Consider the following 26,653-nt stretch of genomic DNA (forward strand, 5'->3'; position numbering starts at 1 on the left):
ATAAAATCATTCATTAACTGTTCTATCTCTTTTCCTATTAGAACCAAATTTTTGCTAATTGAGATACTCCTTTTATTATCTCTTCTTCGCATAAATTACCAAATCCAAGTTGAATATGCGGATATTCTGGTAAATATTCCGAGAAATATTTTGAGCAAGGATAAACTATAATGCCATGATTATGTGCTTTTTCAATTAGCATTTTTTCACTCATTTTTGTTTTCACTTCAATAATAACGAATATTCCGGAGCTACCGCCTTTAATCTTGACATATTCCTTAAAATGCTTTGATAATTCCTTATTTAATAGATTCATTTTACGTTTATACAAAGCTTTCATCTTCCTTAAGTGCGAGTACCAATATCCTTCATTCATAAAAGTTGCCAATGTTTGCTGATGAATAGATGAGGATGTTTGTTCAAATAAAGGGAGTATCTTTTTATATTCATTAATTAGCCGCTTAGGCAAAACCATATAACTGACACGGATAGAGGGGAGGAGTGCTTTTGAAAAAGTTCCTAAATAAACCACCCTATCATTAGAATCCAAACTTTGAAGAGACGGTATAGGTTGATGGATATATCGAAATTCACTATCATAATCATCCTCAATAATATAGCCTTCCATCTTTTTGGCCCATTCAATTAACTTTAGTCTTTCATTGACAGGGATAGTCACCCCATACGGAAAGTGATGAGTAGGAGTCACATATAAAAGTCTAGAAGGCGATTTTAAAAGTAGATCGACTTGGATACCTCGTTCTTTTACAGGAATTGGATCAATAATAAATGATTGAAGAAAAAAAAGTTCCCTTGCCATGCTATATCCAGGGTCTTCTACGGCCAGATAATGATATTCTTGCTTTAATATCAGTGACAAAAGTAATAACAAATGTTGTGTGCTACTACCAATAATAATTTGTTCTACAGAAGTAGTAACTCCTCTTGATTGAAATAAGTAATCTGTTAGTGCTTTCCTTAATTTAATGTCGCCTTGTTTTTCTCCGTATGAAAACATGCTAGAGTCTTTAATTATTTTGTTTGTAATCATTCTCCATTTTTTCAAAGGGAAGTTTTCTTGATCCACTGTCCCAATCTTAAAATCAATAGTTTTTATGGTAGTATGATTTGTTTCATGATGCAGTTCTCTAATAGGTTCAAAATTAAGTGTTTCATCTGATGTAATAGCCTCTACAAAAAAACCTTTTTTGTTCTCACTTCGAATATACCCCTCTGATTGCAGTTGTTCATAGGCTACCTGAGTTGTGTTTCTGCTGACTTCTAATTGGTTAGCAAGTTGTCTAATTGATGGCAACTTTTTACCTTGTTCTAATTTACCAGATAAAATCTGAGTTCGTATATATTGGTAAACTTGCTGATACATAGGATTTTTACTTTTTCGATTTATATTAAATATTAGTTCCTTCATTATTATAATACCCCATCTGTCATTTGTATTTATTGTAAACTGTCCCTTTTAGAAATGACAGTATAAATAAATAATGAATTTATAAAAAATTTACTCTAGGAGAAAATTTATGAAAATATTTATGTACATATTTTGTTTAATTGTATGGGGACTCAACTTTATTGCAGTAAAAATTCAAGGAACTCCTGTTAGCTTAGAGTTATCTTTAACCTACCGTCTGGCTATGACAGCTTTTTTATTTTTGATGCTTGTTTGTTTCCTTCGACCAAGTGGGATACCAACAAAAAAAGATATCCCATTTGTAATAGTTTTTGGTATATGTAACTTTGCATTAAGCTATTTATGCCTTTATTACGCTACAATTTTGAGTTCTGCGGCAATTGTAACATTGGTTTTTTCATTAAAGGTGATTTTGACCCCGATTGCTCTTCGAATTTTTTTAAAAGAAAAGTTGCATTCACGAGTTTTGGTTGGAGGGATTTTAGGGGTATTAGGAGTATGTATTCTTATCTATCCGAAATTGAATGATTTTCAAGGGTTCAATGATTTAAAAGGAATTATGGTTGCGCTCTTAGGTACGGTCCTTACAGCAATAGGTGATGCGAGCTCGGCACGAAATGCAAGCCATAAGGTGAACCCTATCTATGCAAATGCAATTGGATTTACAGTAGGTGGTATATTGATGGGGGGAATTGTATTATTTCAAGGACAAGAAATTACATTCCCCACATCGTTTTCATATGTATGTATGTTGTTATATTTAACTTTGTTTGCTTCTTTTGTAGCATGGTTATTCTATTTGAAGCTTGTAGAAAAAATCGGAGGAGCTCGAAGTGGGTATATGGTGGCGCTATTCCCTGTAATTGGAGGAATAGCTTCCGTTTTAATCGGTGAGTCAGATCCATCCCCGTATTTGTTTATTGGTTGTTTTTCTAGCTGTATTGGAGCGGCTATCGCATTAGGGTTTAGAACTCAAAAGCAAGATTCGAAATTAACTCTAAAAAGAGTTAATTAAGATAGGAATAAGTGTAATGGATTAGAAAATAGAGTCCATATATTTTTTGTTATTTATATTTGAATTGTGAAGGTTCTTTTGCAAAAAAAGACGTCATAAGGCACTCGAAAACTGTGTAGATAAGGATTTGTTTTTTCTGATTTAAAGAAAGTATGTATCAGCACCCTTGGGAATATATCTTAATATGCGTTCAATTTAATGTGTATTATTTCATACTCTTTTTTAAACTTCTATTTTGATAAAAGATTTAACATTGAAGTGGATACAAAATTGCAGAGATAAAATTCAGAAAGTGTACAAGAAGTATGTTAGTTTATCGAAAAAGGCCCTACAGGGGACGTAGGGCAAGTCTAAGGGTATTGAAGAATTGTCGATTCTAAAAGTATAGGACTTCTTGGAATAAAGTTTAACACATAATCCGCTAAAACCTTATATAATAATGTTACAGAAATGTGAATTACTGATTCTAAAGCACCGGCATTTAAAGCTGGAAAAGAATTAAGAGAAGCAGTGAAATAATTATACATAGTAAAATAGGATTTGATATTCATATCAAATCCTATTTTCATTATTGGTTTAGTATAATTGCTCATCGTAGATTCTTAACAAAGGTTTAGAAACTAGATATTTTTCAGGTACTACAATCTAAAACTAATAGTTTTCTTTGTTTATGGTATTCACTTTTCCTAGCTTAACGAACATGGGTGCACTATATCATAAGAAGAAAATTAGATGTTTAGTATTAAATAAAATTAGTATCAATACAATCTTGGTCCTTTAAGGAAATCAAATTAGAGAGCAACATTTCAAAGAGTATCTTGTGATATAACTAAGGAGAATTTTAAACAAGGGGATGATGAGATGAATACATTGAAGGGGAAAGTTGCATTAGTAACAGGGGCTAGTAGGGGAATAGGACGAAGTATTGCCTTACATTTGGCACAGGCTGGTGCGTTAGTTGTAGTTCACTATAGTAAAAGAAAAGAAGAAGCAGAAAGTGTAGTGGATAAAATTAAACAAGATGGCGGTGCCGCATTTGCAATCAGTGCAGATTTAAGTACTTTTAAAGGCATTAATAACTTGTATTTAATGATGGATCAATCTCTTCAAAAACATATAGGTAATACTACATTTGATATTCTTGTAAACAATGCTGGAATTGGGCAGATTTTAACGTTAGAGGAATCTACAGAGGAGTCTTTTGATGAGGTTATGAATATTAATGTGAAGGCTCCATTTTTTATTATTCAAAAGGCTTTGCCACGTTTAAAAGATGGAGGACGGATTATCAATATTTCATCATTTGTTACACGAGTAGCTTCCCCAAGTGTTTTTGCCTACAGTATATCTAAGGGGGCAATTAATACACTTACTCATACTTTAGCACAACAACTTGGTGCTCGTGGTATTACAGTAAATGCAATTCTCCCGGGTATAATTAATACAGAAATGAACGCTGAGACATTGGGGAATAAAGATGGCCAAAAATATGCTGCAGGTTTATCGACTTTTAATAGATGGGGAGAACCTAATGATATAGCTGATATTGTAGGTTTTCTTTCTTCATCAGACAGCCGTTGGATAACTGGTGAGTTAATCGATGCAAGTGGTGGATCTTGCTTATAATGCTAGAGGAAAAGCCAAATTAAATTGAGTTGGATTTGCATCTTTATTGTTTATTTGCTAAACAACCGAACTACGCACCATTTATGAACTCTTACAAAAGTCAGCTTGATATGAGCCCAAATGTAGTATGTCAATCAAGGTAGAGAAGCCATTATGCTGTAGTAGGATTAATGGTAAGTGCAAATAGTAAAAATGCAATGAATATGCAAAATTTCATATGTAAATAGGTACCTTCTGTTAACTCTTTCACAGGGAACGAAATGTATGAAATTAGTATGATAGAATCAATTTGTATTAAATATAAATGGGATGCTTCGGGACAGCAAAATGGACAATTCAAATATCAAAATACATCTACAAATGCACCTTGGAATACATTATCTACGTCATTAAATATTAAATAAGCTAACAGAAGAATCTAATGTTAATTTTTGGTTGGTTGCAATATTTAATGTTTAGGTAATTAAAGGAGTCTACGTTTTTTGGTGGGCTCTTTTAACCTAATGATAAGATATGTGCAAATTCATAAGCCATTTTATCCAATTGTTACGTTACATGTTTACATAATGTTATTCCTGTAAACATATTTATGGTTAATAGTGTGAGTAATTAAGGGGATTAATATATTGAAAAATCAAAAAATATTAAAGAAGTCTTTTAGCATCCTAATCTTAAACTATATATTTATGAATTTTTATAATATTTTTAGCCAACATTTAGTCACAAATCATACGATACTCTTACAAAATACTATAATTTGGTTAGTAATAGTAGTGAAAAAAACATTAAACATAACTAGGTAGTATAGCTAATGTTATTTTTTTTACATAATTTGTTTAATAGTATGTATATCGTTATTATTCAATGTAACTAAAATAATTTAAAAGGAGATAGGAAGTCATGTTTAAAGAAAAAACAAATGGAAGACTAAAAAAGATTGTTATGTTTACTGCGGCTTGCACCATGATGTCAATGTATGGGGCACCAATTTCTAGTACAGAGGCAGCAATCCGATCTCATGCCCCATCAGTTTATGTAACACCACAAAATACTGCTTCTTCAGATATTATTAGCATAGACTGGTCACCAGTCCAAACAGCTCCTTATACGTATTGGGCTGTGCATAATTGGAATCAGGGGGGAGAGGGTGGTGGTTATGCTGGTTTCCAACAACAAAGTGGTTTTGATCAAAACGGTAAACGTACCCTTCACTTTGCGCTTTGGGATCCAATAGCATCAAACCAAGCAATAAATGCTGAATATTTATCGCCGACTTCAGAAGCCAGTAGATTTGGTGGGGAAGGAACAGGTCTGAAGGTCCAAACAACTTATAATTGGAAAGATAGTGAATGGTATCGAATGACTCTACGTTCTTGGCAAGAAGATGGCCATACAAAGTTTGGCCAGTGGATAAAAGATAATAAATTAAATGAATGGAAGTTAGTTGCTATTATGGATCATCCAGTTGCGAATGTTGCATTTAATTATGGTCTATCCATGTTTCAAGAAGACTGGGCTGGTAATGGACAAGATGTAAGAGAAGCACGCCTAAAAAATGGATACAGTAGAAAAATTTCAGATAAACAATGGAATTCTTGGAATAATCAGCGTATCAGTGGACAACATGATACATCTTATCAATACGATGGAGGAGCAACTTCAGAATATTTATGGGTTAAGGCAGGAGGAAATACTCAATCAACGATTGGTACTGGAAAAACTTTTACTATAAATCAGCCTAGTCAACCAGAAATGGGAAATTTAGATTTTGATATTCAAAATATTCGCTTTGAAGCTGAAAAATTAAATGTGTCTTGGAAATTGAAAGAACAAAGTACCCCACAGTTTAAAGGGAAAATTGAAATCTATGACAATGAAAAGTTAATGGGACAACCTTTGAAAGTAATTGATAATATTAAGTCCTACCAAACTGAGGTAAGTAAAACTATGCAATTGCCTCAAACGGCTTTTGCTAAAATTACATTAACAGACATATTTGATCGAACTGTAGAGAAAAAAGTAGAAATTACAAATGGAAATTCTGATATTTTAGTAGGGAACCAATTTGCATGGTCCCTAAAAGGATATAGTGATCGAGAAATTGCAAAAGTAGATTATAATAAAGCGGCAGAAGAGCTGAAAATCAAATTAGAAGCTGGTGTACCGCATTCTTACTTCAATAGCACATATGCAAGTATTAAGGTCCAAAACTCATCTGGTAGCGTACTATACAATAAGGAAATCGTGGGGAATAGACAACAAAATACCGAAACCCAAACTGTGTCTGTAAAAGTAGGGGATTACATTGAATTAACTCATATAGAAGGAGACGCAGTAAAGGAAAAGACACGCGCAACATTAACGAATCTTGAAAATAACAAAAATGAGACTATTGGAAAGACAGCAAGGTATCAGGTTACAAAACAGGGATTAAAGAAAGTAGAAAAAATGCCAGAGACAACAATTCTAGATGGAAACCAATTTGCATGGTCATTAAAAGGATATAGTGATCGAGAAATTGCAAAAGTAGATTATAATAAAACAGCAGAAGAGCTGAAAATCAAATTAGAAGCTGGTGTACCGCATTCTTACTTTAATAGTACATATGCAAGTATTAAGGTCCAAGGCTCATCCGGTAGCGTTATGTACAGTAAGGAAATCATGGGAAATAGACAACAAAATGCTGAAACCCAAACAGTACCTATAAAAATGGGGGATTATATAGAATTTACTCATATAGAAGGGGAAGCAGCAAAGGAAAAAACGCGAGCGACTTTAACTAACCTTGAGAATGGAAAACAGGAATATATAGGTAAGAAAAGAACATATCAGATTACATCCACAGGATTAATAAGAAAATAGATGTATTAAAAAGTTGGGGGAATCCCCAACTTTTTCTGTAGAAATGGAAGAATAACCGTTTCTGTAAAGAAATCTGTGTGAGTTTTTGAAACGAACACATAGAATAGCAAATTTTAAGGAAAGATTGGTTTTATCTTATTTATCTTCTTTTGACTTTCAGTATGTGTGATAATTAAATCGAAAGGTCGTGGAAGAATGAAGATAGCTGTGATACAAGCAAGTACCCAAACTAGCAAAAATGAACTGATTTTTGAAGAAACAAGAAGGGCAGTGGCGAAGCATGGATATGAAGTGTTTAATTTTGGTGTTACAATTGAAGATTCGGAGTTAAGCTATATACAAGTGTCCTTAGTTGTTGGTCTACTTCTAAATTCAGGTGCAGTTGATTTTGTCGTCACTGGATGTAGCAGCGGTGTTGGTATGTCGATTGCCTGTAATACACTTCCGAATGTCATTAGCGGTTATCTGCCAACTCCAACAGATGCGTTCCTGTTTGGTAGGATAAATAACGGAAACTGTGCATCACTGCCACTTGGATTGAACTTCGGTTGGGCGGGCGAACTAAATCTTCGCTTCACGCTTGAGAAACTTTTTGAAGAACCGTTCAATACGGGCTATCCTGAAGAATCCGCCGAACGAAAGAAACGTGATGCAGAACTTTTGAAAGAAATCAAGAGTTTTTCACACCATGGCATCGTTCAGATTCTAAGTCAGTTAGATGTAGCTGTTATTAATCCTGTTCTTCAAAAACAAGATTTAGTGAAATTCCTCTTGAGGAATGGCACCAACACAGATATATCAAATTATCTTATCGAACAAACGACGAATTTAAATCACGGTAGATAAATTCTGTATTTTACAATAAGTTAGGCAAATTTAACGTTAACCATAAGCTGATTCAACAAGATTGACCAATTGAGGGATATAATTGCCATTCCATTTGTTATGGGGTTCTTTTACAATCCTTCTCCAACAAAAAAACACATAGCCTTTAGGCAAGGGATGAAAGTGAGATTGGATACGGAGTGCTACTAAATGACCGCAAGGTTTGTGGCACTTTAGGTATCCAAAGTGTGGGTATCCATTATGACAATTTTCGTGTTCTTTCCGTTTTTTGAGTTTAAATCGTAACCAAGATGGTGATTCATTTCGCCCTGAACCATTGCCTCAAACAAAGGTCCACCGATGTCTTTCAAAGCCTCTTGAAAATCTTCAACAGTTTCCGATTGGTAAGCTTCAAAAATTGATTGAGCTAATTTCACGGATTTTGAATCTCTCTTCTAACTATAAGTGTAACCACTCCTTCTTAATTATTTTTGAAAAAGAAAAACCGTGAAGCAACCATCTATCTATGATGGTAGGTTACTTACACGGTTTATATGACACGCTCCAATAATCTATTATTTTTTATTCGTAGCTTTTAAAGTATCTAACACGACTTTGGTTGTGTCTGCAATGAGTTTATCATCGTATTCTGCATCTTCTTTATCATGATTAGAAAGGATGGCAAGGACAATTGGTTTTTTATTTGGTGGCCAAATAATTGCAATATCGTTCCTTGTCCCATAAGATCCTGCACCTGTTTTATCAGCTACTTCCCATCCTTTTGGTACGCCCGCACGTATTAATTTATCTCCAGTTGTATTTCTCTTCATCCAATCTACTAATAGTTCACGTTTCTCCTTTGGAAGTGCAGTTCCTAATGTAAATGACTGAAGTGTCTTAGCTATCGCTTCTGGTGTACTAGTATCATGTGTTTCTCCTGGATTTACTTCATTTAATTCAGGTTCAAATCTCTCAGAATTAGTAACAGTATCACCAATTTCCCTCAATATTTTTTCAAATGCGGATGGACCACCTAACTTTTTAAGAATTAAATTATGTGCAGTACTGTCACTATATCGAACAGAAGCATCTGCAAGTTCTTTTAACGTCATTCCTGTATCCACATGCTTTTCAGTAATTGGATTATAATTAGAAAGGTCTTCTCGCGTATACGTAATCTTTTCATCAAGAGCTTCTATTGAGTTCTGACGTAAAAGAGCTCCCGCTGCTAATGATTTAGATGTAGAGGCAAATGCAAAACGATCATTTGCATGGTAAGCAAAAGTTTGATTCGTACCTGTGTCCAGTGCATAAATACCAAGCTTGGCATCATATTCTTTTTCAAGTTTAGCAAAAGAATCATTACCAGTATTTTCTGGTTTAATTTGATTTGTTTGTTTCGTTTGTTTAGGTGATTCAGATGAAGTATTACTATTGGAACAGCCTATTAGTGTTACGCATGAAAGTAATACGACAGGTACAATTTTTTTGTAATGTGAAATGGTAAAGAACTTGTTTAAAACGAACATAAATTTTCAACCTCTTTCAAGAATATATGGATTTTGTTTTGGCGTTTTAAATACCGATGTTAATTAAAGTGTGTATAGGATAACAATAATTTTGAAGTTGAATTTTAACAGGTTAAGCAGAATTAAAACGTTTAGATGAATGAACTGACGCTGTTTGGATTGTTTCTTTTTTTAATTACACTTGTAATAGTCCACCTGTGAAAGTATTAAACTCGTAACATTTAAATGCTGTATTTCAAAACACACTTTTTTACATCACTTTACTTTTGGTAATAATAAGTCCTTTCATATTTTTAGGAATACACGTAATAGACACTCTAAGTAATAAATTCGTTCCATTTTAAAAATAGGAAGAACTTGGTGAGCGGTAAAGAAAATACGATGAATTGCAAATAAAATCTATATGGAAATCTAGTACCGTATAGTACAGTGCATATGAAAAATTCCTTAATGCTATTTCTCAAAAAATTATGTTTTTTGGATTATAGACTGTGTTTTCAGAAACATTTCAAGCGTGTAAGAAAAATGAAAGATAATTCAATATGAGAAAAACAACCATACTACTACAATGAAAAACAGAAACATGCTTAAAAATCCTGGGGTACGATAGCAAGTTATTTTACTGCTTAATACATTCGAACAAGTATGACGCTTAAATAAGAAAAGCTGAAACAAATGATTAATGAGTAGTACATTAATCGTATTTTGAATAAGTCAAAATGTAGGCACGCATTAGTTATCAAATCTCATTCTTAGTAGATAAAATTGGAGGGAATTTCTCATATGAAAATAGTAGAAGTAAAAGAACTTAGTAAAGAATACACAGGAAATGTTTCACATACAGCACTTTCAAATATTAATTTAACAATTACAGAAGGGGAATTTGTTGGGGTTATGGGACCGTCGGGTAGTGGAAAAACAACTTTATTGAATATGATATCTACTATTGACTCACCAACATCAGGTAGTGTATTCATTAATAGTAAAAATCCGTATCAACTTTCGGTCAATGATTTGGCTTTATTTCGCAGACAGGAATTAGGATTCGTTTTTCAATCCTTTAATCTATTGCATACATTAACAGTAAAAGAGAATATGGTTCTTCCGCTCGTATTAGATGGCATGAATGTGAAGAAAATAAATAAACGAGTAGAATCTATTTCGAAAAAATTAGGAATCAACGAAATCTTAAATAAACGAACATATGAAATATCAGGAGGTCAAGCGCAGCGAACAGCGATTGCTCGTGCACTCATTCACTCTCCTAAATTGCTTCTTGCCGATGAGCCGACAGGAAATTTAGATTCTAAAGCTTCTCAAGACGTAATGGAGATATTAACACTATTAAATAAAGAAGAAAAGGCAACAATGATGTTAGTAACGCACGATCCAGTTGCTGCTAGTTATTGTGATCGCATTATATTTATTAAAGATGGACAGTTATACAATGAAGTTTGCTGCAACGGTGATCGCCCACTATTTTATAAAAATATTGTGGACAGTCTTTCTAGGTTAGGAGGTAATAAAAATGACATTTCGACAGCTCGCATTTAATAATGTTATACGGAATAAACGAATATATCTTGGGCATTTTTTTAGTAGCACATTTGCGGTAATGATTTTCTTCACTTATGGTTTACTCGTCTTTCATCCAAACCTACAAGGCGAGCTGACTCATGTAAGCACCATATTGAGTACGTTTGGGAAGATAGGATTTCAACTATCGTATTACTTAATCTTTGTCTTTTCATTCTTATTTATTTTCTATTCAGTTAGTGCCTTTTTAAAAAATAGAAAAAAAGAGTTTGGATTATTAATGTTACATGGAATGTCTCATCGGCAGCTTGATCAATTAATTTTTTTCGAAAACATGTTGATTGGAATTCCTTCTATACTAGTAGGAATTGGGCTTGGGATAGCTTTTTCTAAATTGTTCTTACTAGTTACTGGGTCCTTATTGGGAGTAGGGCATAGGTTAGCATTTTACTTTCCATTAAAGGCTATGGGAATAACAGCTATCTCCTTTTTTGTTCTATTTCTACTTATTTCATTATTTACATCGAAAATGATGAAAATAAATGAGCTTGTAGAACTCATAAAATCAGAGGAAAAACCAAAAGCTGAGCCGAAAGTTTCCGTCTGGATATCCATGTTGGTACTAATTTTATTTGGGGCAGGTTACTCCTGTGTTCACCACAGTATCGTTGCAGTGAATTACATGGATTTAGATCAATTATTACTACTTGTAGGGGTAGGTGTCTTATTAATTGTTTTTGGAACCTATTTTTTCTTTACTCAATTGTGTGTATATGTGTTATATACTTTAAAAAATAGAGAAACTACATTCTTTAAAAGAACCAATCTTCTTGTTATTTCAGAATTGATGTATCGAATGAAAGATAATGCGAGAACATTCTTTATCGTTACAATTATATCTGCTGTTTCTTTTACCGCAATTGGAGTTTGTACAGCAATTGGGAATCCAGAACTAGCAAAACATGAGACCCCATATGCATTTACGTATCGATCGGATAAGGGGAATATACAAGAAAAAGCCCATATTGAAGAGATAAAGAAGCAATTAAAAGAATATGGATTTTCTTATAAACTTGTTGCAACAGAATTTAAAAGGACACTAAACGGGTTGGCGTTAATTAATCTATCTACGTATAATGAATATGCAAAACAATTAGGGTATGAAATAGAGAAATTAACAAATGAAAATGATAGCATTGCTGTACGACTAAATAAGAACGAGAAAAATGCGGAGGATATAAAAACTTTTGAAATAATACATGGTCAAATAGAGGTTCCACTTTCTGTGCAAAAAACAATTTATATCCCAGAATTATCGTTAATAGAAAAGCCTGTTATTGTCTCTGATGCTGTTTATAATAAGGTCCAAAATGCTCAACAAGAAAACGTACTCCGAGATTACACCATATATGGTTTTATCGTTGAAAATTGGTCTGAAACGAATGCAGTTTCTACTACACTTATGAAGATTATTGGTAAGAATCAAGATGATTATTATATGTTTTCATCTTTGTATTTAAGATGGCTTGAATTGAAACAACAAAACGGATTACTTTCTATCTCAAGTGTAATGGTGGGTATTGTATTTTTCGTATTTACGCTAAGCTTTTTATATTTCCGTCTATTTACTGATTTAGAACGTGATCAAGAGCAATATCAAATGATTTCAAAATTAGGATTGAGTCAAAGTGAGTTAAAGCAAATCGTGACAAGACAAATGATACTACTATTTTTCTTACCGATTATAGTGGCTATGGTTCATAGCAGTTTTGCATTTCTAACGTTTCACCAATTAGGACAAACAGTAAGTAAAGAAATGTCCGTTATTCAAAGTTCAATTGTTGTATTAATAAGCTTTATTTGTATGCAAATTATTTACTTCCTTATTATTAGAAATCACTATTTAAAACGCATATATACAAAAATGTATTCATAGAAAAAGAATGTATAAAAATATAAGCAAAAGCATCCTTATATTGTAAGGATGCTTTTGTATTTACTTCAGTACAGAAGGCGTCGTCTTTTCTAACCAGAGAATGCCATCATATTGTTCTGTCGGAATCATGATTTCTTCTTTATCTTTTATTCCCCAATAACTTGCTGCAGTAGGAGTAAACATCCATGAAGTTTCTGGTAGGTAACTTTCTCCCTTTAGGTTAATAAAAACATGGGGACTTCCCACCGTGCTGATAATTTTTTCAACGCTTTGTTCTTCATGTTCATTATGTACAGGAATAATATCTTCATTACCATCATCCCAACTGCTTCCACTATACGCAAATACACCAATCGTGTACATTTGGTCTTTGATACGTTGCGGAAGATAATCCATCATATTTGGGCCAACATAATTGTATTGCTGCACCTTCGTAAAGTCTAATATCATTTTTGAATTTTGTTTTCGAATATGATAATTATGCCCCCACACAATAATTTTTTTGTTTTTATACTGCATTTCGGTGAGCCATGCAAAATTTTGTGCCATTTTTTGATCTCGGATATAGGTAGCGTAGTCTGCAATTTTAGGTGAGTAGATACCACCTTTAACTTTCATTACAGCATCTAAATGCGTTTTAATCGCATCAATCCGTATATTAATAGATTTCTCCAGAAAGTTCACATCATAGGAAGCGAGAGGTGCGACTTGGGTCAATTCAGATTTATGATTCTGAATAAATGTTCTAACCTTTTCCAACTTGTTAATTACAGGCTGTATTTCCATTTTAAATTGATCATAGGGATATGTTTTCTTTGGATCGTAATACTTATTCAGTTCAATTAACTCTGACACTGCTGCATTAAATTCACTTGCCACTTCAGGACTAAATTTTTGCAACCATTCATTTGCATAGGAGTGGAATGAAGATTTATAAAATAAATTCATATCAAAACCAGCTAATGTGAGTGGCTTTCCTTTTTCTTTTTGTTCTTTCATATAGGTAAATAATTGTTCTACTTCCTCTGTTTGCCATACAACATATAAAGATTGTTTCATCGCTTCCGTAGCGGTTAAATTATCAAAATTTTGCTGAATAGCTGCTGCTTCCCCAAGCCCTGTTTCAAAAGCAAGCACATCATATCCCATTTCCTCATGTAAGTACTTAATCATACGAATTTTGGATTGATTCATTTCCTTTGCACCATGCGTACTTTCGCCAAGTACAACAATGCGCTTGTCCTGTACGGCCTCTTTAAGAAATGATAAATCCTCTGTTGTTTGGGAAGCTGGTTCATTTAATATTTTTGCATGTCCGTTTATCCATTGCTCCCATTTGGGTTGATTGACTGTTTTTTCGGCTGCAAATGCAACAGATGTAAAGGTAGAACAGGCAAGAAGAGTACTCATTAGTCCAAGTTTCCATTTTTTACACACAACAACGCCTCCGAGTATCATAGTTTACAAGCTGAAAATTGAAAATGATAAAATTTACTAATATACCATTTTTTATAATAATACATACAAGGATTTTTTACAATTTAATATTTAGAAAATTAAAAAAGGGTTCTTCAATGTATTGAAAATCCCTTGCTTTCTATATCACATCTTGTATTTCAATACAGATATTGCATGTACGTTTACTACATTACTCTTGTGTGAACAATTCTCTTCACATTGTTTTACTTTCCTAAAGCAGTCCCATTATCTCAGGATCTTATGTGGAATCTAGCATGAGAAAATGAATAGCAAAGTTCATTTTTATGCTTTTAGTTCAATTTACTTATATTTTCATTGTTACTGAACGTTACTTCATTAGCGGTTTGTTTAGATCCAAGGTTGCCTCGTGTGCAAATAAGAATTAGCAAAGCAGCTATACTCAATCCTATCACTACAAATAAATCCGTATTCTTTAAAATAGGGTTGGTGGAATGAGTTTGTACTAAGCTAAATGTATTTACACTCGCATGAACTAGCATGACAATAAATAAATTACCGTGATGGAAGTTATAGACCCATGTGAGAATGATTGAGATCGGTAAACATAGTAAAATAAAAATTGGCAAATGAATATATAGGAGAGAAAGGTCAGAACCCGGGCCATCCCTTTGTGCAGCCGTTAAGAAATGTGGAAGATGCCAAAAAGTCCACAAAACACTAAATAGTAATGTAGCTTTTAACGGTCCAAATTTCGATTGTAATCGAGGCAGAGCGAAACCACGCCATCCGATTTCCTCCGGTAAAGGTCCACCGAGAAAGAAAATTGCTACAAAAGAGAAGAGATAGGTTATAAAAAATTCAAAATTAAGGTCACCGAAAGTAGGTATCTCTCCATTTACTATCACTACACCCAGAAAAATTGCAGCGGGGATAACGATGAGGGTAAACAAGTACCACTTCAAACCGACCTTAGTTGTTAGAATGCTGTTTCTAATTTTCCCATGACTCCTTGTCTTCAAGAGTTCGGAACATGATACACGCTGCTAGCATAGGACCTACACATGCATTGGCATAAAAGAAAAGATTAAACACTTTTGTTTTCGGGAAGATACCCCATTGTGACAAGATAAATGGAATTAATACAACACACGAGAATACATATGCCATTAAAAAAAATGAAGTTAACGGATAGGATTTCAAATACCTTCTCAAACCTGTTGATGAATATTTTGATTTTGTTAAATCCGTCAGTATAATTACCTCTTCAATTTTAAAATTTTACGATATGTACTAATTCTACATGATCTCAAAATGAACCTTTTTGATGTAAGAAAGGGGCGATATGCTACAAAGAAAAGTAGGGATTTCTATAACCGTTTCATTCATTTCTTTGTCTACATTTAAATATATCTAGTTAATAAACAGCTTTATTAACGTTATACAGGTGCAACTAACAATGCAACCAGGAGCAGTGGTAAATCATAAAAAACATGAGCAATTACGCTTGCCCATATAGAATTGGCTTTAAATGCAATCCAGTTGAATGGCAATCTTCCTAGACCAGTTACAAAAAGAATTTGAATTAAATTCCCCTCATAGGTAGAGTAATGCGCCATTCCAAACAAAAATACACCAACAAATGTTATAAGAATCATCGACCATTTTTCGCTTACCCCTTGTTTTTTCAAAAAGTATATCCCCAGGATAGATGGAATTAAAATTAAACATTCTTCTCCTAACAAACTGCATATAATTTGCAACAGGTGATACATAAATTGGAGTGGGCTATTATCTACAAAAATAGTAGTTTTTCCATTTGCAGCAACTGAAAAATGAAAAACAAATTGTACTAAATATGCAACTAACCCTGTCTGTATGATATTCCATATGAGTCCAATTACAATGATTTTCGTAGCCCCTTTTTGTAGAGGACTAAAAGCCGACCGAATGCCGTAAAAGCCATAGTTCAAGTATAAAGCCATTGCACCAGCTATCGCTAAAAAAGCAAACCGAAATGGAAGAGTGGTATAAACTAAACCTATGTAAGCGAGGCAAAAGACAAACATGCTAATGATTGCACGAAACATACTTGTAGGTTGTTTAGGATATAGGCCGTTCATGATGTTTTCCTCCTAATTTGTTAGATGAAATTTCCAAATTAATTTTATATCAATAAATTGAAATATAAAAGAAGGATTTTCAGAAACGTATATTTAATTCTGCATATTTTTAAAAAAGGAAACTTCTACAGTTATTCTGCTGAAATCGTAATGAAGAAGTATAATGGTTGATAAAAGAACACACATTGAACTACTCCCACTTTCACTTCTAAATGAAGTAAAAGTGGGAGTAGTTCAATGGATACTTATTGCATTTGAGGGGATAGGTGAGATATCATCTTTTTTACATAAATAAAATTTTAAATAACAAATGAACTTTAGAAATTGAACTTAAATTAAAGGAGAGTACGTTATGAATACAATCATGATTGTAGAAGACGATATGAAAATCGCTGAATTACTGGGAACTCATATTAAAAAATATGGATACCAAAGTGTTATTATAGAGGACTTCGAAAATGTCTTAGATATATTTCAAGAGATAAAACCAGATGTAGTGCTATTAGATGTAAATTTACCTAATTTTGACGGTTATTATTGGTGTCGTCAAATACGAGCTATTTCTACTTGTCCAATTGTATTTCTATCTGCAAGGAGTGGAGAGATGGATCAAGTGATGGCATTAGAAAATGGTGGTGATGACTACATTACGAAACCTTTTTATTATGAAGTTGTAATGTCTAAAATCCGTAGTCAACTTAGAAGAGCATATGGTGAATATGCTCCTAAAGTAAAAGAACGAATAGTTGAGCAATCAGGGTTATTCCTGTTCCCAGAAAGAATGGAACTTCAACTAGATGATAAGACAATTTTACTTACTAGAAAAGAAACAAATTTATTGGAAATATTGATAACAAAGTCTCCGCTCCTTGTAAAACGTGAAGTGATTTTAGAACAACTATGGGATAGTTCATACATTGATGAGAATACATTGAGTGTAAATATAGGTAGAATTAGAAGGAAATTGCAGGATTTAGGTATTGAAAACGCATTGGAGACAGTTCGTGGTGCTGGATATCGATTGCATGTTACTTGGGAGGAGGAAGGGAAGGAATAATGAAATTATTTTTACAAGAACATATTCCACTCATTTGTTATACATTTGCCCAATTGCTTATCATCCTATTTATATATTGGTTTGATGGTTATCCACATATATTGACAGCATTATATTCTGTATTTTTGGGTGTTTTTTTATTAATGGGTTATCTAATATATCGTTATTATAGTCATCGTTCATTCTACAAACGTCTATCAACACCAATGGAAGGTTTAAATGAGTCAATAAAAGATAGTGATTTGACGCCATTATCAATTGCCTTAGATAGAGTCCTACAAACTCAATATCAATATTATCAAAACCAATTAAAAAAATGGGAACGAAAACAACAAGAACAAATGACTTTTATGAATCAATGGGTTCATCAAATGAAAACACCTCTTTCTGTTATTGAGTTAATTACACAAGATGCAGATGACTCTCGATTTGACAGTATTAATGAAGAAACTGAAAGTATCAAAAAAGGATTAGAAATGGTCTTATATGTTGCACGTTTAGAAACATTTGAACAGGATTTTCATGTAGACAGATTAAAATTATTGGAAATGGTTGATTCTGTAATTCATGAGAATAAACGTTTGTTTATACGTAGTTATGTGTATCCAGAGGTAAAAGTGAATCCGAATCTTATTGTAGAAACAGATAAGAAATGGTTTCGATTTATACTCAATCAAGTACTGTCGAATGCAATTAAATATTCATCAAGTAAGAAAGAGAAAGTAATAGTATCGGCGTATTCAAAAGGAAGAGCAATTGTTTTGGAAGTAAAAGATTATGGGGTTGGTATTCCTACTGCTGATTTACCACGTGTTTTCAATCCATTTTATACTGGAGAAAATGGTAGGAAATTTAAAGAGTCTACGGGAATGGGATTATATCTTGTTAAAGAAGTATGTGAAAAATTAAATCATAAGATTGAGCTAGAATCTGAGGTAGGTAAGGGAACAAAAATTAGAATCATATTCCCGTATGCATCTCGTTAACCGATGAAAGGTATACCTTTCATCGGTTTTTCTTTTGAATCTTACAAACTTGTTAGATAAATGTTAGGGAAATCGATATGAGACATAATATATATAAGTTACACTTCATGTATCGAAAAGAGAAATGGAAGGTGAAATACTTGTGGAGATACTACATGTTTCAGATTTAGGGAAAGTTTATTCTGGGAAAATTTCTTATACAGCATTATCCCATATTGATTTAAAAATAAACAAAGGTGAATTTGTAGGAATTATGGGACCATCTGGGAGTGGTAAAACAACGCTATTAAATATGGTCTCTACTATAGATGCTCCAACATCAGGAGAAGTATTAATTCATGGAGAAAATCCATATCTGTTATCTCCAGATCAGTTGTCTTTATTTCGAAGACGTGAATTAGGGTTTGTTTTTCAATCATTTAATCTCCTTAATACATTGACAGTGAAAGAAAATATGGTTCTTCCACTTACGCTTGATGGTGTAAGCCCTAGAGAAATGGAAGGTAAAGTGGAAGCTATTGCTGAAAAACTAGGGATAACTGAAATATTAGATAAACGTACGTATGAAATCTCTGGTGGGCAAGCACAAAGAACAGCTATCGCACGAGCTACAATTCATAATCCGAAATTATTACTTGCGGATGAGCCTACAGGAAATCTGGATTCAAAATCTGCTAGTGATGTGATGGAATTATTGACAAAGCTTAATAAAGAAAATAGCACAACGATGATGTTAGTGACACATGATGCAATGGCTGCAAGTTATTGTGATCGGATTGTGTTTATCAAAGATGGACAGTTATACAATGAGATTTATTATGGAGATAATCGCAAAGTATTTTATCAAAAAATTCTAGAGGTTTTAGCATTATTAGGAGGAAATGCAAATGACTTTTCGACAGTTCGCATTTAATAACGTCATTCGAAGTAAACGAACATATTTGGCTCATTTTTTAAGTAGTACGTTTGCTATTATGATTTTCTTTACTTATGCATTACTTGCATTTCATCCTAATTTACAAGGGGATCTTGCTGCCAGTATAACAATCAATACATTTGCAAAGTCAGGATTACAGATATCGCAGGGGTTAATATTTTTCTTCTCATTCTTCTTTATCTTATATTCTGTAAGTGCATTTTTAAAAACAAGAAAAAAAGATTTTGGAATTCTAATGCTACATGGGATGTCGCGTTCACAGTTGAATAAATTAGTATTTATTGAAAATATAATAATTGGTACGGCTTCTATTTTAACAGGAATTACAATTGGAATGGCGTTCTCTAAGTTTATCTTAATTATGAGCAACAATCTGTTAATGATTGATAAAGGACTCCCATTTTACATGCCATTTAAAGCAATTGGGATAACATTTGGAGCATTCTTATTACTATTTTTATTTATTTCACTTTTTACTTCTCGACTAGTAAATGTAGAGCAATTAGTAGAATTAATAAAAGCAGAAGAAAAGCCAAAGCCTGAACCAAAAGCATCCCTTTGGCTATCTTTGTTCGCACTAATTTGTATTGGATTAGGATATACAGCTGTTTTCCATAGTGTTAACGCAATTCATTACAAGGATGTGAAATATGTATTATTCATGATGGCGACAGGGGTGAGCTTTGTTGTACTTGGAACGTACTTCTTATTTACACAACTTAGTGTGTATGTGTTACGTGTATTAAAGAAAAGGGAAAATATTTTCTTTAAGAAAACAAACATACTCATCATCTCAGATTTAGTGTATCAATTAAAAGATAATGCAAAAATGTTTTTTATGGTAACTATTATTTCTGCTGTTGCCTTCACTGCAGTGGGGACTTGTATGGGGTTAGGTAACTCATCCATGGCTGAATCGGATAGCCCTTTTGCATTTTCTTATCGGTCTTATAATAATAACAATTTAGAAAAAGAACATATAAAAAGGATTGAAAGTGAACTCAATGATGGCGGGTTTAATTTCAAACGGGTGACTTATTCAATCAAACAAATTTCGGATACCATTTATAACAGTAATGTTTTATTAAGTGTTATAAAAATAAGTGATTATAATAAGTTAGCTGAGGCATTTGGTTTTGAAAGAGAAAGCTTAAAAGATGAAAATGATAGTTTTGTCATTCCATCAAGAAAAGTTACTAATACAAAATCTAATCAAAATAACTTTCAATTGTTGCATGGAAATATAAGAAAAGCTATGCATGTAAATAAAATACTAACGCCAAAAGAACTACAAGATACAAACATAACGACAATTATTATTCCGGATTCTGTATATAATCAAATGATTGTGGATCCAGAGAGTCAATACGGTCAATTCACTATCAATGGTTTTGTTGTGAAAGATTGGGAGAAAACAAAAAAAGTTGCTGAAAAAATCTTGGCTTCCTTACAGAAAGGGAATAAAGATATAAATGATCCTAGGGTATACAACGAATCATATCAATTTTCGACTTTAATTTTTACATGGATAGCTATGAAGCAAGGTTTTGGACTTGCATCTATCATGAGTGTATTAATAGGTATTGTTTTCTTTACGTTTGCTGCAAGCTTTTTATATTTCCGATTATACACAGACTTAGAACGAAATCAGCAGCAATATAAAATGATAGCAAAAGTTGGTTTAAGTAAACCTGAATTAAAGAAAATTGTGTCACGTCAACTTGCATTACTATTCTTTTTACCCATTGTAATAGCAATTACACATAGTGCAGTAGCTTTTACGGCCTTACAAGAATTAGCCGATTTTTCAGTCTTGGGTAGTTCAATTATGGTATTAATTAGTTTCTTAGTTTTGCAAATTATATACTTTTACGCTGTTCGTGCTCAATACTTGAAAAAAATGTATAAAACAATTTTTTAATTCAAATATAATTAAAAGAAGGAGAATATAGGTTGAAAAAAAGACTTGGATTATTAATAGTATCTGGTATTTCGATTGCCATGTTAGGAGCATGTTCATTATTTGGTACAAAAAATTCCCCAGCAAATGGGCTTTCAATAGAGGTAGAGCAGTTAAATGAACAAACAAGAAATTCTATTATAGGCCTATACAAAGATATAACCATATCACAAGACCAATTCAAAATAAAAGAGGGTAGCATTGATAATAACAAACTAAACATAAAGCTCCCAACACAGTTTGGGGATGCTGGGGCGGATACTCCTAGTAATTTACTATTTATTAGTAGAACAACTGCTGAAAAAATGGTCAAAAAGGGGCTTATACTTGAAAGAGATAATAATCAGGGGGACATTTCTTCAGATCCTTTGGATTCATTACCAAAATCAAAAAAAGGTGAAACTATCTTATTTGCAAATAAAGAATATAAGGACTTAAAAGAAATAACATATGATGCGAAAAAAATGAGTACACAATACGCAGGTGATGTATGGCTAGCGCCATATCGTGGTGGATCCAATGTAATCCTATTAATAGTAGATGATACATTATTTAAAGAAATAAATGGGAAAGAAAAGACTAGACAGATTCTATCTTTTAATAAATCTTTTGGGAATCTTAATTTAGTCAATCAAGGGAAAGCACCAGAATTAAGTAAGGAATTAGATAAAGTAAAAACGGCTTTAGGTACTGAGGACGGGAGATCTGTCAATTTTTTGAATATTAAAGAAAAGTAAACGATTACGTCTATTTGGGAAGAACTCTGTCACAATCAAGTTAAGCAAAAGAAATACACAAAAATGAAAAATCTCACTTCTTATCTGAAAAAGATGAAAAGTGAGATTTTTTGCTTAGTGGGGTAATGTTCCAGAATGTTGATGGTAATCCATACCCGTCACGCTAAGATTGGATTTTCTATGAAATTCCATTTTCGTTGCTGTATCCCTAGTAACGTTTCTGCTCCGTTACTATACAAACTCAAATTTCTTTCTCATCTTAAAGTGGAACAAATTTATTACTTAAATTGTCTATTCAATGTAATCCTAAGATGCTCTCAAGTGAGGGCATTAATTTTACCTTTGCTTTCTGATTCCCTGTATCCATACAAACTATGGGATAAAATTAGTAGTCGATTCTTTTCATGCTGATTATGTTAACATGAACCATTGTTTTAGACTGGTTATTAAATGATGTAATATTTAAATTTTGGTTATATAACAAAAAGATGAAGTACAGCAAACAATATTATTACTTTACGGAGCAGCATTATTAGAAAGAATAGAGAGGAAATAGACAGATTAAGAGTTAATCTAAGTTTTATAATCTATATATTAGGAAAAGATTCACTGTTTCTGGTTAGCACACTTTTTAAATATAAGTATATTTCTGAAGGTGCCCTCTCTAATTTTAAGTAAATCAACAGGAGAATTGAAAGGCAGGAGAATATAGCATGTTAGAAAATCATCGTTCTAGAGAGGAACGACGGCAAGTTAAAAAGAAAAAACAGTCAGCTTCTAAAAAACAAAAACCAAAGGGGAAAACTCTTTTTTTCGTAAATTTTTAATTAGTTGTTTATTACTAGGTATTGTGGGGTTAGTCGCAGGGGTTGCTACTTTTTTCGTTATGATCAAGGACGCACCAAACCTTGAGAAAGCAAAACTTGTTAATCCGTTATCCTCAAAAATTTATGATAAAGATGGGAAATTGATATATGAATATGGGAAAGAGAAACGAACGAATATTATGTATGATCAAATTCCTAAATTAGTAGAAAATGCGTTTTTAGCGACAGAAGATGCACGTTTTTACGAGCACAGTGGCGTAGACTTTAAAGGTACTGCACGTGCAGTTTTAGTCAGCCTAAAAGGTGATTACGGCTCTCAAGGTGGAAGTACGATTACGCAGCAAGTTATTAAAAATTACTTCTTATCGATGGAAAAAACGTCAAAGAGAAAGGCGCAAGAAATATATTTAGCGTATAAGCTGGAAAAACAGTATTCAAAACATGAAATTTTAGAGATGTATTTAAATAAGGTTTACTTAGGCAACCGTTCATACGGAATCGCAACAGCAGTACAAAACTATTATGGTAAGGAATTAAAAGATTTAACACTACCAGAAGTTGCGATGCTTGCCGGTTTAATGAAAGCGCCTAATAACTATGATCCAACGAAAGAACAAAATATTCAAAAGGCAACAGAAAGAAGAGATGTTGTTCTTGAATTAATGAATCGACATGGTTATATTACAAAAAAAGAAATGGATGAAGCATCAAAAGTTCCAGTAACAGAAGGACTTAAGGGAGCAACTGAACAAAAAGAAATGCCATATCCTGCGTTTATGGATGCCGTTGTGAAAGAAATTGAAAAAGAGTTGCCAGAAGCTAATATTGGATCTGATGGTTTAGAAATTTATACAACATTAGACCAAAAGGCACAGGATTTTGCGGACATGCTTTTAAATGAAGATATTATTAATTATCCAAATGAGAAATTTCAAGGGGCTTTCACATTTATGGATACGAAAACAGGAGAAGTTCGTGCAATTGGTAGCGGACGTGGTGAAAATAAAGCTGTGTTTAAAGGACATAATATTGCGATTGAATTAAATCGCTCAGCAGGTTCAACGATGAAACCAATTTTTGATTACGCTCCTGCAATTGAATATTTAAAATGGGCTACTTACCATCAAATTGATGACTCTCCATTTAAGTATTCAACAGGACAAGAAGTTAGAAATGCAGATAGAAAGCATTTAGGACCAATTACAATGCGTGATGCATTGAAGACGTCCCGAAATATTCCGGCAATAAAAACTGCAAAAGAAGTAGGAATTAATAAATCAAAAGGTTTCTCTGAAAATCTAGGTATTACTTTTAATGTAGCACCGACCGAATCAACAGCGATTGGTACAAATGAAGCGTCTCCAACTGAAATTGCAGGTGCTTATGCGGCATTTGGTAATGGTGGTAAGTATACGAAGCCGTATTTTGTTAAGAAAGTCGTTTATCCAGATGGAAAATCAAAAAACTTTGAGCCAAAAACAAAACGAGTTATGAAGGATTCCACAGCATATATGATTACTGATATGCTTCGTACTTTTGTTTCATCTGGTTTGGGTACAACAGCCAATATAGGTTCTTTAGATATAGCGGGTAAAACAGGTACAACAAACTATTCTTTAGAACAAATAGCACAATATAATCTACCAGAAAGCGCAACTCGTGATAGTTGGTTTGCTGGTTATACACCACAATATACGATGGCAGTATGGACCGGATATACAAAGGATAGTAAAAATGATTATATTAGTAGTAAAAATACGAAAATAGCTCAATTGATTTTTAAAGAGATGATGAGTAAGTTTGCTACAGATAAGTCGCAATTTAAAATGCCGAACAGTGTAGTTCAAGAAGGTAGCGAATTACGTATTAAAGGTGAGAAGCGTGATTCTTCTCCAAATACAAAAATAGCAAATACGACTGAACAGCCTAGTGAAAATAAGCAAAATGAAAAGCAAAAGAAACAAGAAAAATTAAAGAAACCAGAAGAGCAAAAGCAAAGTGAGCTAACCAATGGAAGTGACCGTGGAAATACAGCGCCACCAACCAATGGAAGTGACCGTGGAAATACAGCGCCACCAACCAATGGAAGTGACCGTGGAAATACAGCGCCACCAACCAATGGAAGTGACCGTGGAAATACAGCGCCACCAACCAATGGAAGTGACCGTGGAAATACAACGCCACCAACCAATGGAAGTGACCGTGGAAATACAACGCCATCAACTAATGGAAGTGACCGTGGAAATACAACGCCATCAAACAATGAAAGTGACCAAGGAAATACAACGCCACCAAGTAAAGATGGGAATACAAAAGAGGCACCAGTTAATAATGGACTATAAGTAATAGGAAGAAATTTTTAATTATGTTGCAAATTTTAAAAAAAGCATAAACAGGTTGGTAAATGAAGAACAATGTTCCGGAAGTAGCTAGTAATTGCCGAAGTTCATTGTACGTTGAAAAGGCAAAGCCTCTTTGTATAGTGATTCCAAATTTGTAAACCTTATTTAAAATAAGAATTATTATTATAGAAAAGGAGTGTCTGATGAAAAAGTTTTTAAGAGTAATTCTAATCTTATTGGTGATATTTATAGGAATTATGTTGGGAAGCATAATTTTAAATAAAACATATCATACAGAGTTTAAGTCTTTAAATGAAACGGATCAAAACATGTTAAAAGAACTATCTACTATTTATAAGAGTTTCGAAGAATCGAATGATAAACTTTGGAATAAAGATTATCATTTCGAAAAAAAGCCATTAGTACTGATACATAGTAATAAAGATGGGGGATTCTTTAGACAAGAAGCTTATGCAGTTAATGTAAAAGGAGTAGAAAATAGTATTTTGGCAAAAGAAATAAAAGTCCCAAATTCTTTGCATCTACCTAAAGTCTATCGCTTAACTCGTTTTGATTTTAGAACTGTTTCTACCTGGATGCCTTGGAACTTTGGGACAATAAATATTAACGATATGGATGTATTTTATTTTAAATATTATCCTAAAATGTTTGTTAATCCAGATTTATATTTTGATTTTTCGTCTTTCTTATTACATGAGGCTTTTCATGCTTATAAACAAAAAGATTGGACATATGATTCAAATGGTGGAGAGTATATTCACGAATATCCTATAAATAAAGAAAATTATGCATTAATGGGATTAGAATTTAAGTTATTAGATAAAGCAATGGTTGATACGAACCCAGAAAATATTAATCAAGCATTATATGATTGGACAATTGTACGTAATTATCGCTATAAAAAATGGCCACAATTGATTGGAGAAACAAAAACTGAAGCAATAGAAGGTTCAGCACGATACTTAGAGTATCGTTATAGTAAGTTAACTGGTGGGAAACTTATGGTACTTGCAAAGAAGGAAAAGCCATATCATGTTACTTTTATGGAGGCGTTCAACTTCATTGCTAATGGACAGGCAGAATCTCCAAGGTTTTTAGAGCGGAATATGAGATATGAGACTGGTTCAGCTCTTGAATTAAGCATGGACAGAGCAAATATTCCATGGAAAGAAGCTATTGAAGATAGTGCAACCAAACAAGGAAAGACACCTTATGAAGTATTAAATACGTATTTTAATATAAATAATACGCCCACAATTGAAAATAAAATTAACGAAATTAAAGAAAAAAATGACTATGATGCACTTTTAGAACAAGGAGAAAAACTGATGAAAATAAATAACGAGTAAAGAAAAGATAACTTGAAAAAAGTATATATATTAAAATTATAGTAACATAATGATGATCTACCATTTTAAATTAGAAGAAAGAGTTAATCTAAAAGAGAATTGTTAGTACATCCAATATC

General features: G+C 33.0%; 16 protein-coding genes and 4 pseudogenes. 14 read left to right on the top strand and 6 right to left on the bottom strand.

What is annotated here, in order from left to right; all coding sequences use genetic code 11:
* Positions 1 to 37: 37 nt before the first annotated feature.
* Positions 38 to 1,429, bottom strand: coding sequence for a MocR-like pyridoxine biosynthesis transcription factor PdxR (gene pdxR, locus ACUN28_RS28815; RefSeq protein WP_098405258.1), 1,392 nt, complete (start codon positions 1,427 to 1,429; stop codon positions 38 to 40).
* 109 nt (positions 1,430 to 1,538) lie between these two features.
* On the opposite strand from pdxR, the gene ACUN28_RS28820 reads away from it, so the two are divergent.
* From ACUN28_RS28820 to ACUN28_RS28840, 5 genes and pseudogenes are all read left to right on the top strand, one after another.
* Complete coding sequence (locus tag ACUN28_RS28820) at positions 1,539 to 2,444, top strand: DMT family transporter (protein WP_016089746.1); 906 nt, start codon at positions 1,539 to 1,541, stop codon at positions 2,442 to 2,444.
* A gap of 861 nt (positions 2,445 to 3,305) precedes the next feature.
* The gene (locus ACUN28_RS28825) at positions 3,306 to 4,070 is read left to right on the top strand and encodes an SDR family oxidoreductase (RefSeq protein ID WP_016089744.1); all 765 of its coding nucleotides are present in this window, start codon (positions 3,306 to 3,308) and stop codon (positions 4,068 to 4,070) included.
* 296 nt (positions 4,071 to 4,366) lie between these two features.
* A pseudogene (locus ACUN28_RS28830) lies at positions 4,367 to 4,474 on the top strand (DUF4879 domain-containing protein); the annotation flags it as partial.
* Positions 4,475 to 4,970: 496 nt separating this feature from the next.
* Positions 4,971 to 6,932 carry a DUF3472 domain-containing protein gene (locus ACUN28_RS28835; RefSeq protein WP_098405259.1) on the top strand — a complete coding sequence of 654 codons (1,962 nt, stop codon included), beginning with the start codon at positions 4,971 to 4,973 and terminating at the stop codon, positions 6,930 to 6,932.
* 195 nt (positions 6,933 to 7,127) lie between these two features.
* A complete protein-coding gene (locus tag ACUN28_RS28840) occupies positions 7,128 to 7,778 on the top strand; it encodes an RpiB/LacA/LacB family sugar-phosphate isomerase (protein WP_016089741.1) in 651 nt (216 codons plus the stop codon).
* A 248-nt stretch (positions 7,779 to 8,026) separates the two neighbouring features.
* Here the strand turns inward: ACUN28_RS28840 and ACUN28_RS28845 are convergent.
* Both ACUN28_RS28845 and blaIII read right to left on the bottom strand, forming a co-directional pair.
* Positions 8,027 to 8,194: pseudogene (locus tag ACUN28_RS28845) on the bottom strand (IS256 family transposase); the annotation flags it as partial.
* A 138-nt stretch (positions 8,195 to 8,332) separates the two neighbouring features.
* Positions 8,333 to 9,286: a class A beta-lactamase BlaIII gene (gene blaIII, locus ACUN28_RS28850; protein ID WP_098405260.1), complete on the bottom strand. Its 954-nt coding sequence runs from the start codon at positions 9,284 to 9,286 to the stop codon at positions 8,333 to 8,335.
* Positions 9,287 to 10,069: 783 nt separating this feature from the next.
* Between blaIII and ACUN28_RS28855 the strand changes: the two genes are divergently transcribed.
* Both ACUN28_RS28855 and ACUN28_RS28860 read left to right on the top strand, forming a co-directional pair.
* Entirely contained in the window at positions 10,070 to 10,840 is a 771-nt protein-coding gene (locus ACUN28_RS28855) for an ABC transporter ATP-binding protein (RefSeq protein WP_088106841.1), read from the top strand.
* Positions 10,815 to 12,758 (top strand): ABC transporter permease, encoded by a 1,944-nt coding sequence (locus tag ACUN28_RS28860; protein ID WP_445423464.1) that lies wholly within the window; start codon positions 10,815 to 10,817, stop codon positions 12,756 to 12,758. The genes ACUN28_RS28855 and ACUN28_RS28860 overlap by 26 nt, the downstream gene beginning before the upstream one ends.
* Positions 12,759 to 12,818: 60 nt before the next feature.
* Here the strand turns inward: ACUN28_RS28860 and ACUN28_RS28865 are convergent, their stop codons facing one another.
* The 3 genes and pseudogenes from ACUN28_RS28865 to ACUN28_RS28875 all read right to left on the bottom strand — a co-directional run bounded on the left by ACUN28_RS28865 (position 12,819) and on the right by ACUN28_RS28875 (position 16,318).
* The gene (locus ACUN28_RS28865) at positions 12,819 to 14,195 is read right to left on the bottom strand and encodes an erythromycin esterase family protein (RefSeq protein ID WP_445423465.1); all 1,377 of its coding nucleotides are present in this window, start codon (positions 14,193 to 14,195) and stop codon (positions 12,819 to 12,821) included.
* Between the two features lie 332 nt (positions 14,196 to 14,527).
* A pseudogene (locus ACUN28_RS28870) lies at positions 14,528 to 15,452 on the bottom strand (CPBP family intramembrane glutamic endopeptidase).
* Between the two features lie 182 nt (positions 15,453 to 15,634).
* The gene (locus ACUN28_RS28875) at positions 15,635 to 16,318 is read right to left on the bottom strand and encodes a CPBP family glutamic-type intramembrane protease (protein WP_016089734.1); all 684 of its coding nucleotides are present in this window, start codon (positions 16,316 to 16,318) and stop codon (positions 15,635 to 15,637) included.
* A gap of 352 nt (positions 16,319 to 16,670) precedes the next feature.
* Here ACUN28_RS28875 and ACUN28_RS28880 point away from each other — a divergent pair, with 352 nt between their 5' ends.
* The 7 genes and pseudogenes from ACUN28_RS28880 (at position 16,671) to ACUN28_RS28910 (ending at position 26,534) form a co-directional block, all read left to right on the top strand.
* The gene (locus tag ACUN28_RS28880; protein ID WP_016089733.1) at positions 16,671 to 17,375 is read left to right on the top strand and encodes a response regulator transcription factor; all 705 of its coding nucleotides are present in this window, start codon (positions 16,671 to 16,673) and stop codon (positions 17,373 to 17,375) included.
* Positions 17,375 to 18,361 carry a sensor histidine kinase gene (locus tag ACUN28_RS28885; RefSeq protein ID WP_088083966.1) on the top strand — a complete coding sequence of 329 codons (987 nt, stop codon included), beginning with the start codon at positions 17,375 to 17,377 and terminating at the stop codon, positions 18,359 to 18,361. The genes ACUN28_RS28880 and ACUN28_RS28885 overlap by 1 nt, the downstream gene beginning before the upstream one ends.
* Positions 18,362 to 18,503: 142 nt before the next feature.
* Positions 18,504 to 19,274 carry an ABC transporter ATP-binding protein gene (locus ACUN28_RS28890; RefSeq protein ID WP_098413086.1) on the top strand — a complete coding sequence of 257 codons (771 nt, stop codon included), beginning with the start codon at positions 18,504 to 18,506 and terminating at the stop codon, positions 19,272 to 19,274.
* Positions 19,249 to 21,219: an FtsX-like permease family protein gene (locus ACUN28_RS28895; protein ID WP_098405329.1), complete on the top strand. Its 1,971-nt coding sequence runs from the start codon at positions 19,249 to 19,251 to the stop codon at positions 21,217 to 21,219. Before ACUN28_RS28890 ends, ACUN28_RS28895 begins: the two co-directional genes overlap by 26 nt.
* Before the next feature lie 32 nt (positions 21,220 to 21,251).
* Positions 21,252 to 21,995 (top strand): lipoprotein BA_5634 family protein, encoded by a 744-nt coding sequence (locus ACUN28_RS28900; protein WP_098405328.1) that lies wholly within the window; start codon positions 21,252 to 21,254, stop codon positions 21,993 to 21,995.
* 713 nt (positions 21,996 to 22,708) lie between these two features.
* Positions 22,709 to 24,829 (top strand): annotated as a pseudogene (locus tag ACUN28_RS28905) (transglycosylase domain-containing protein); the annotation flags it as partial.
* A gap of 538 nt (positions 24,830 to 25,367) precedes the next feature.
* Positions 25,368 to 26,534 (top strand): hypothetical protein, encoded by a 1,167-nt coding sequence (locus ACUN28_RS28910; protein WP_016135646.1) that lies wholly within the window; start codon positions 25,368 to 25,370, stop codon positions 26,532 to 26,534.
* Positions 26,535 to 26,653: the final 119 nt, after the last annotated feature.

The sequence above is a fragment of the Bacillus sp. WC2507 genome (assembly GCF_052656125.1).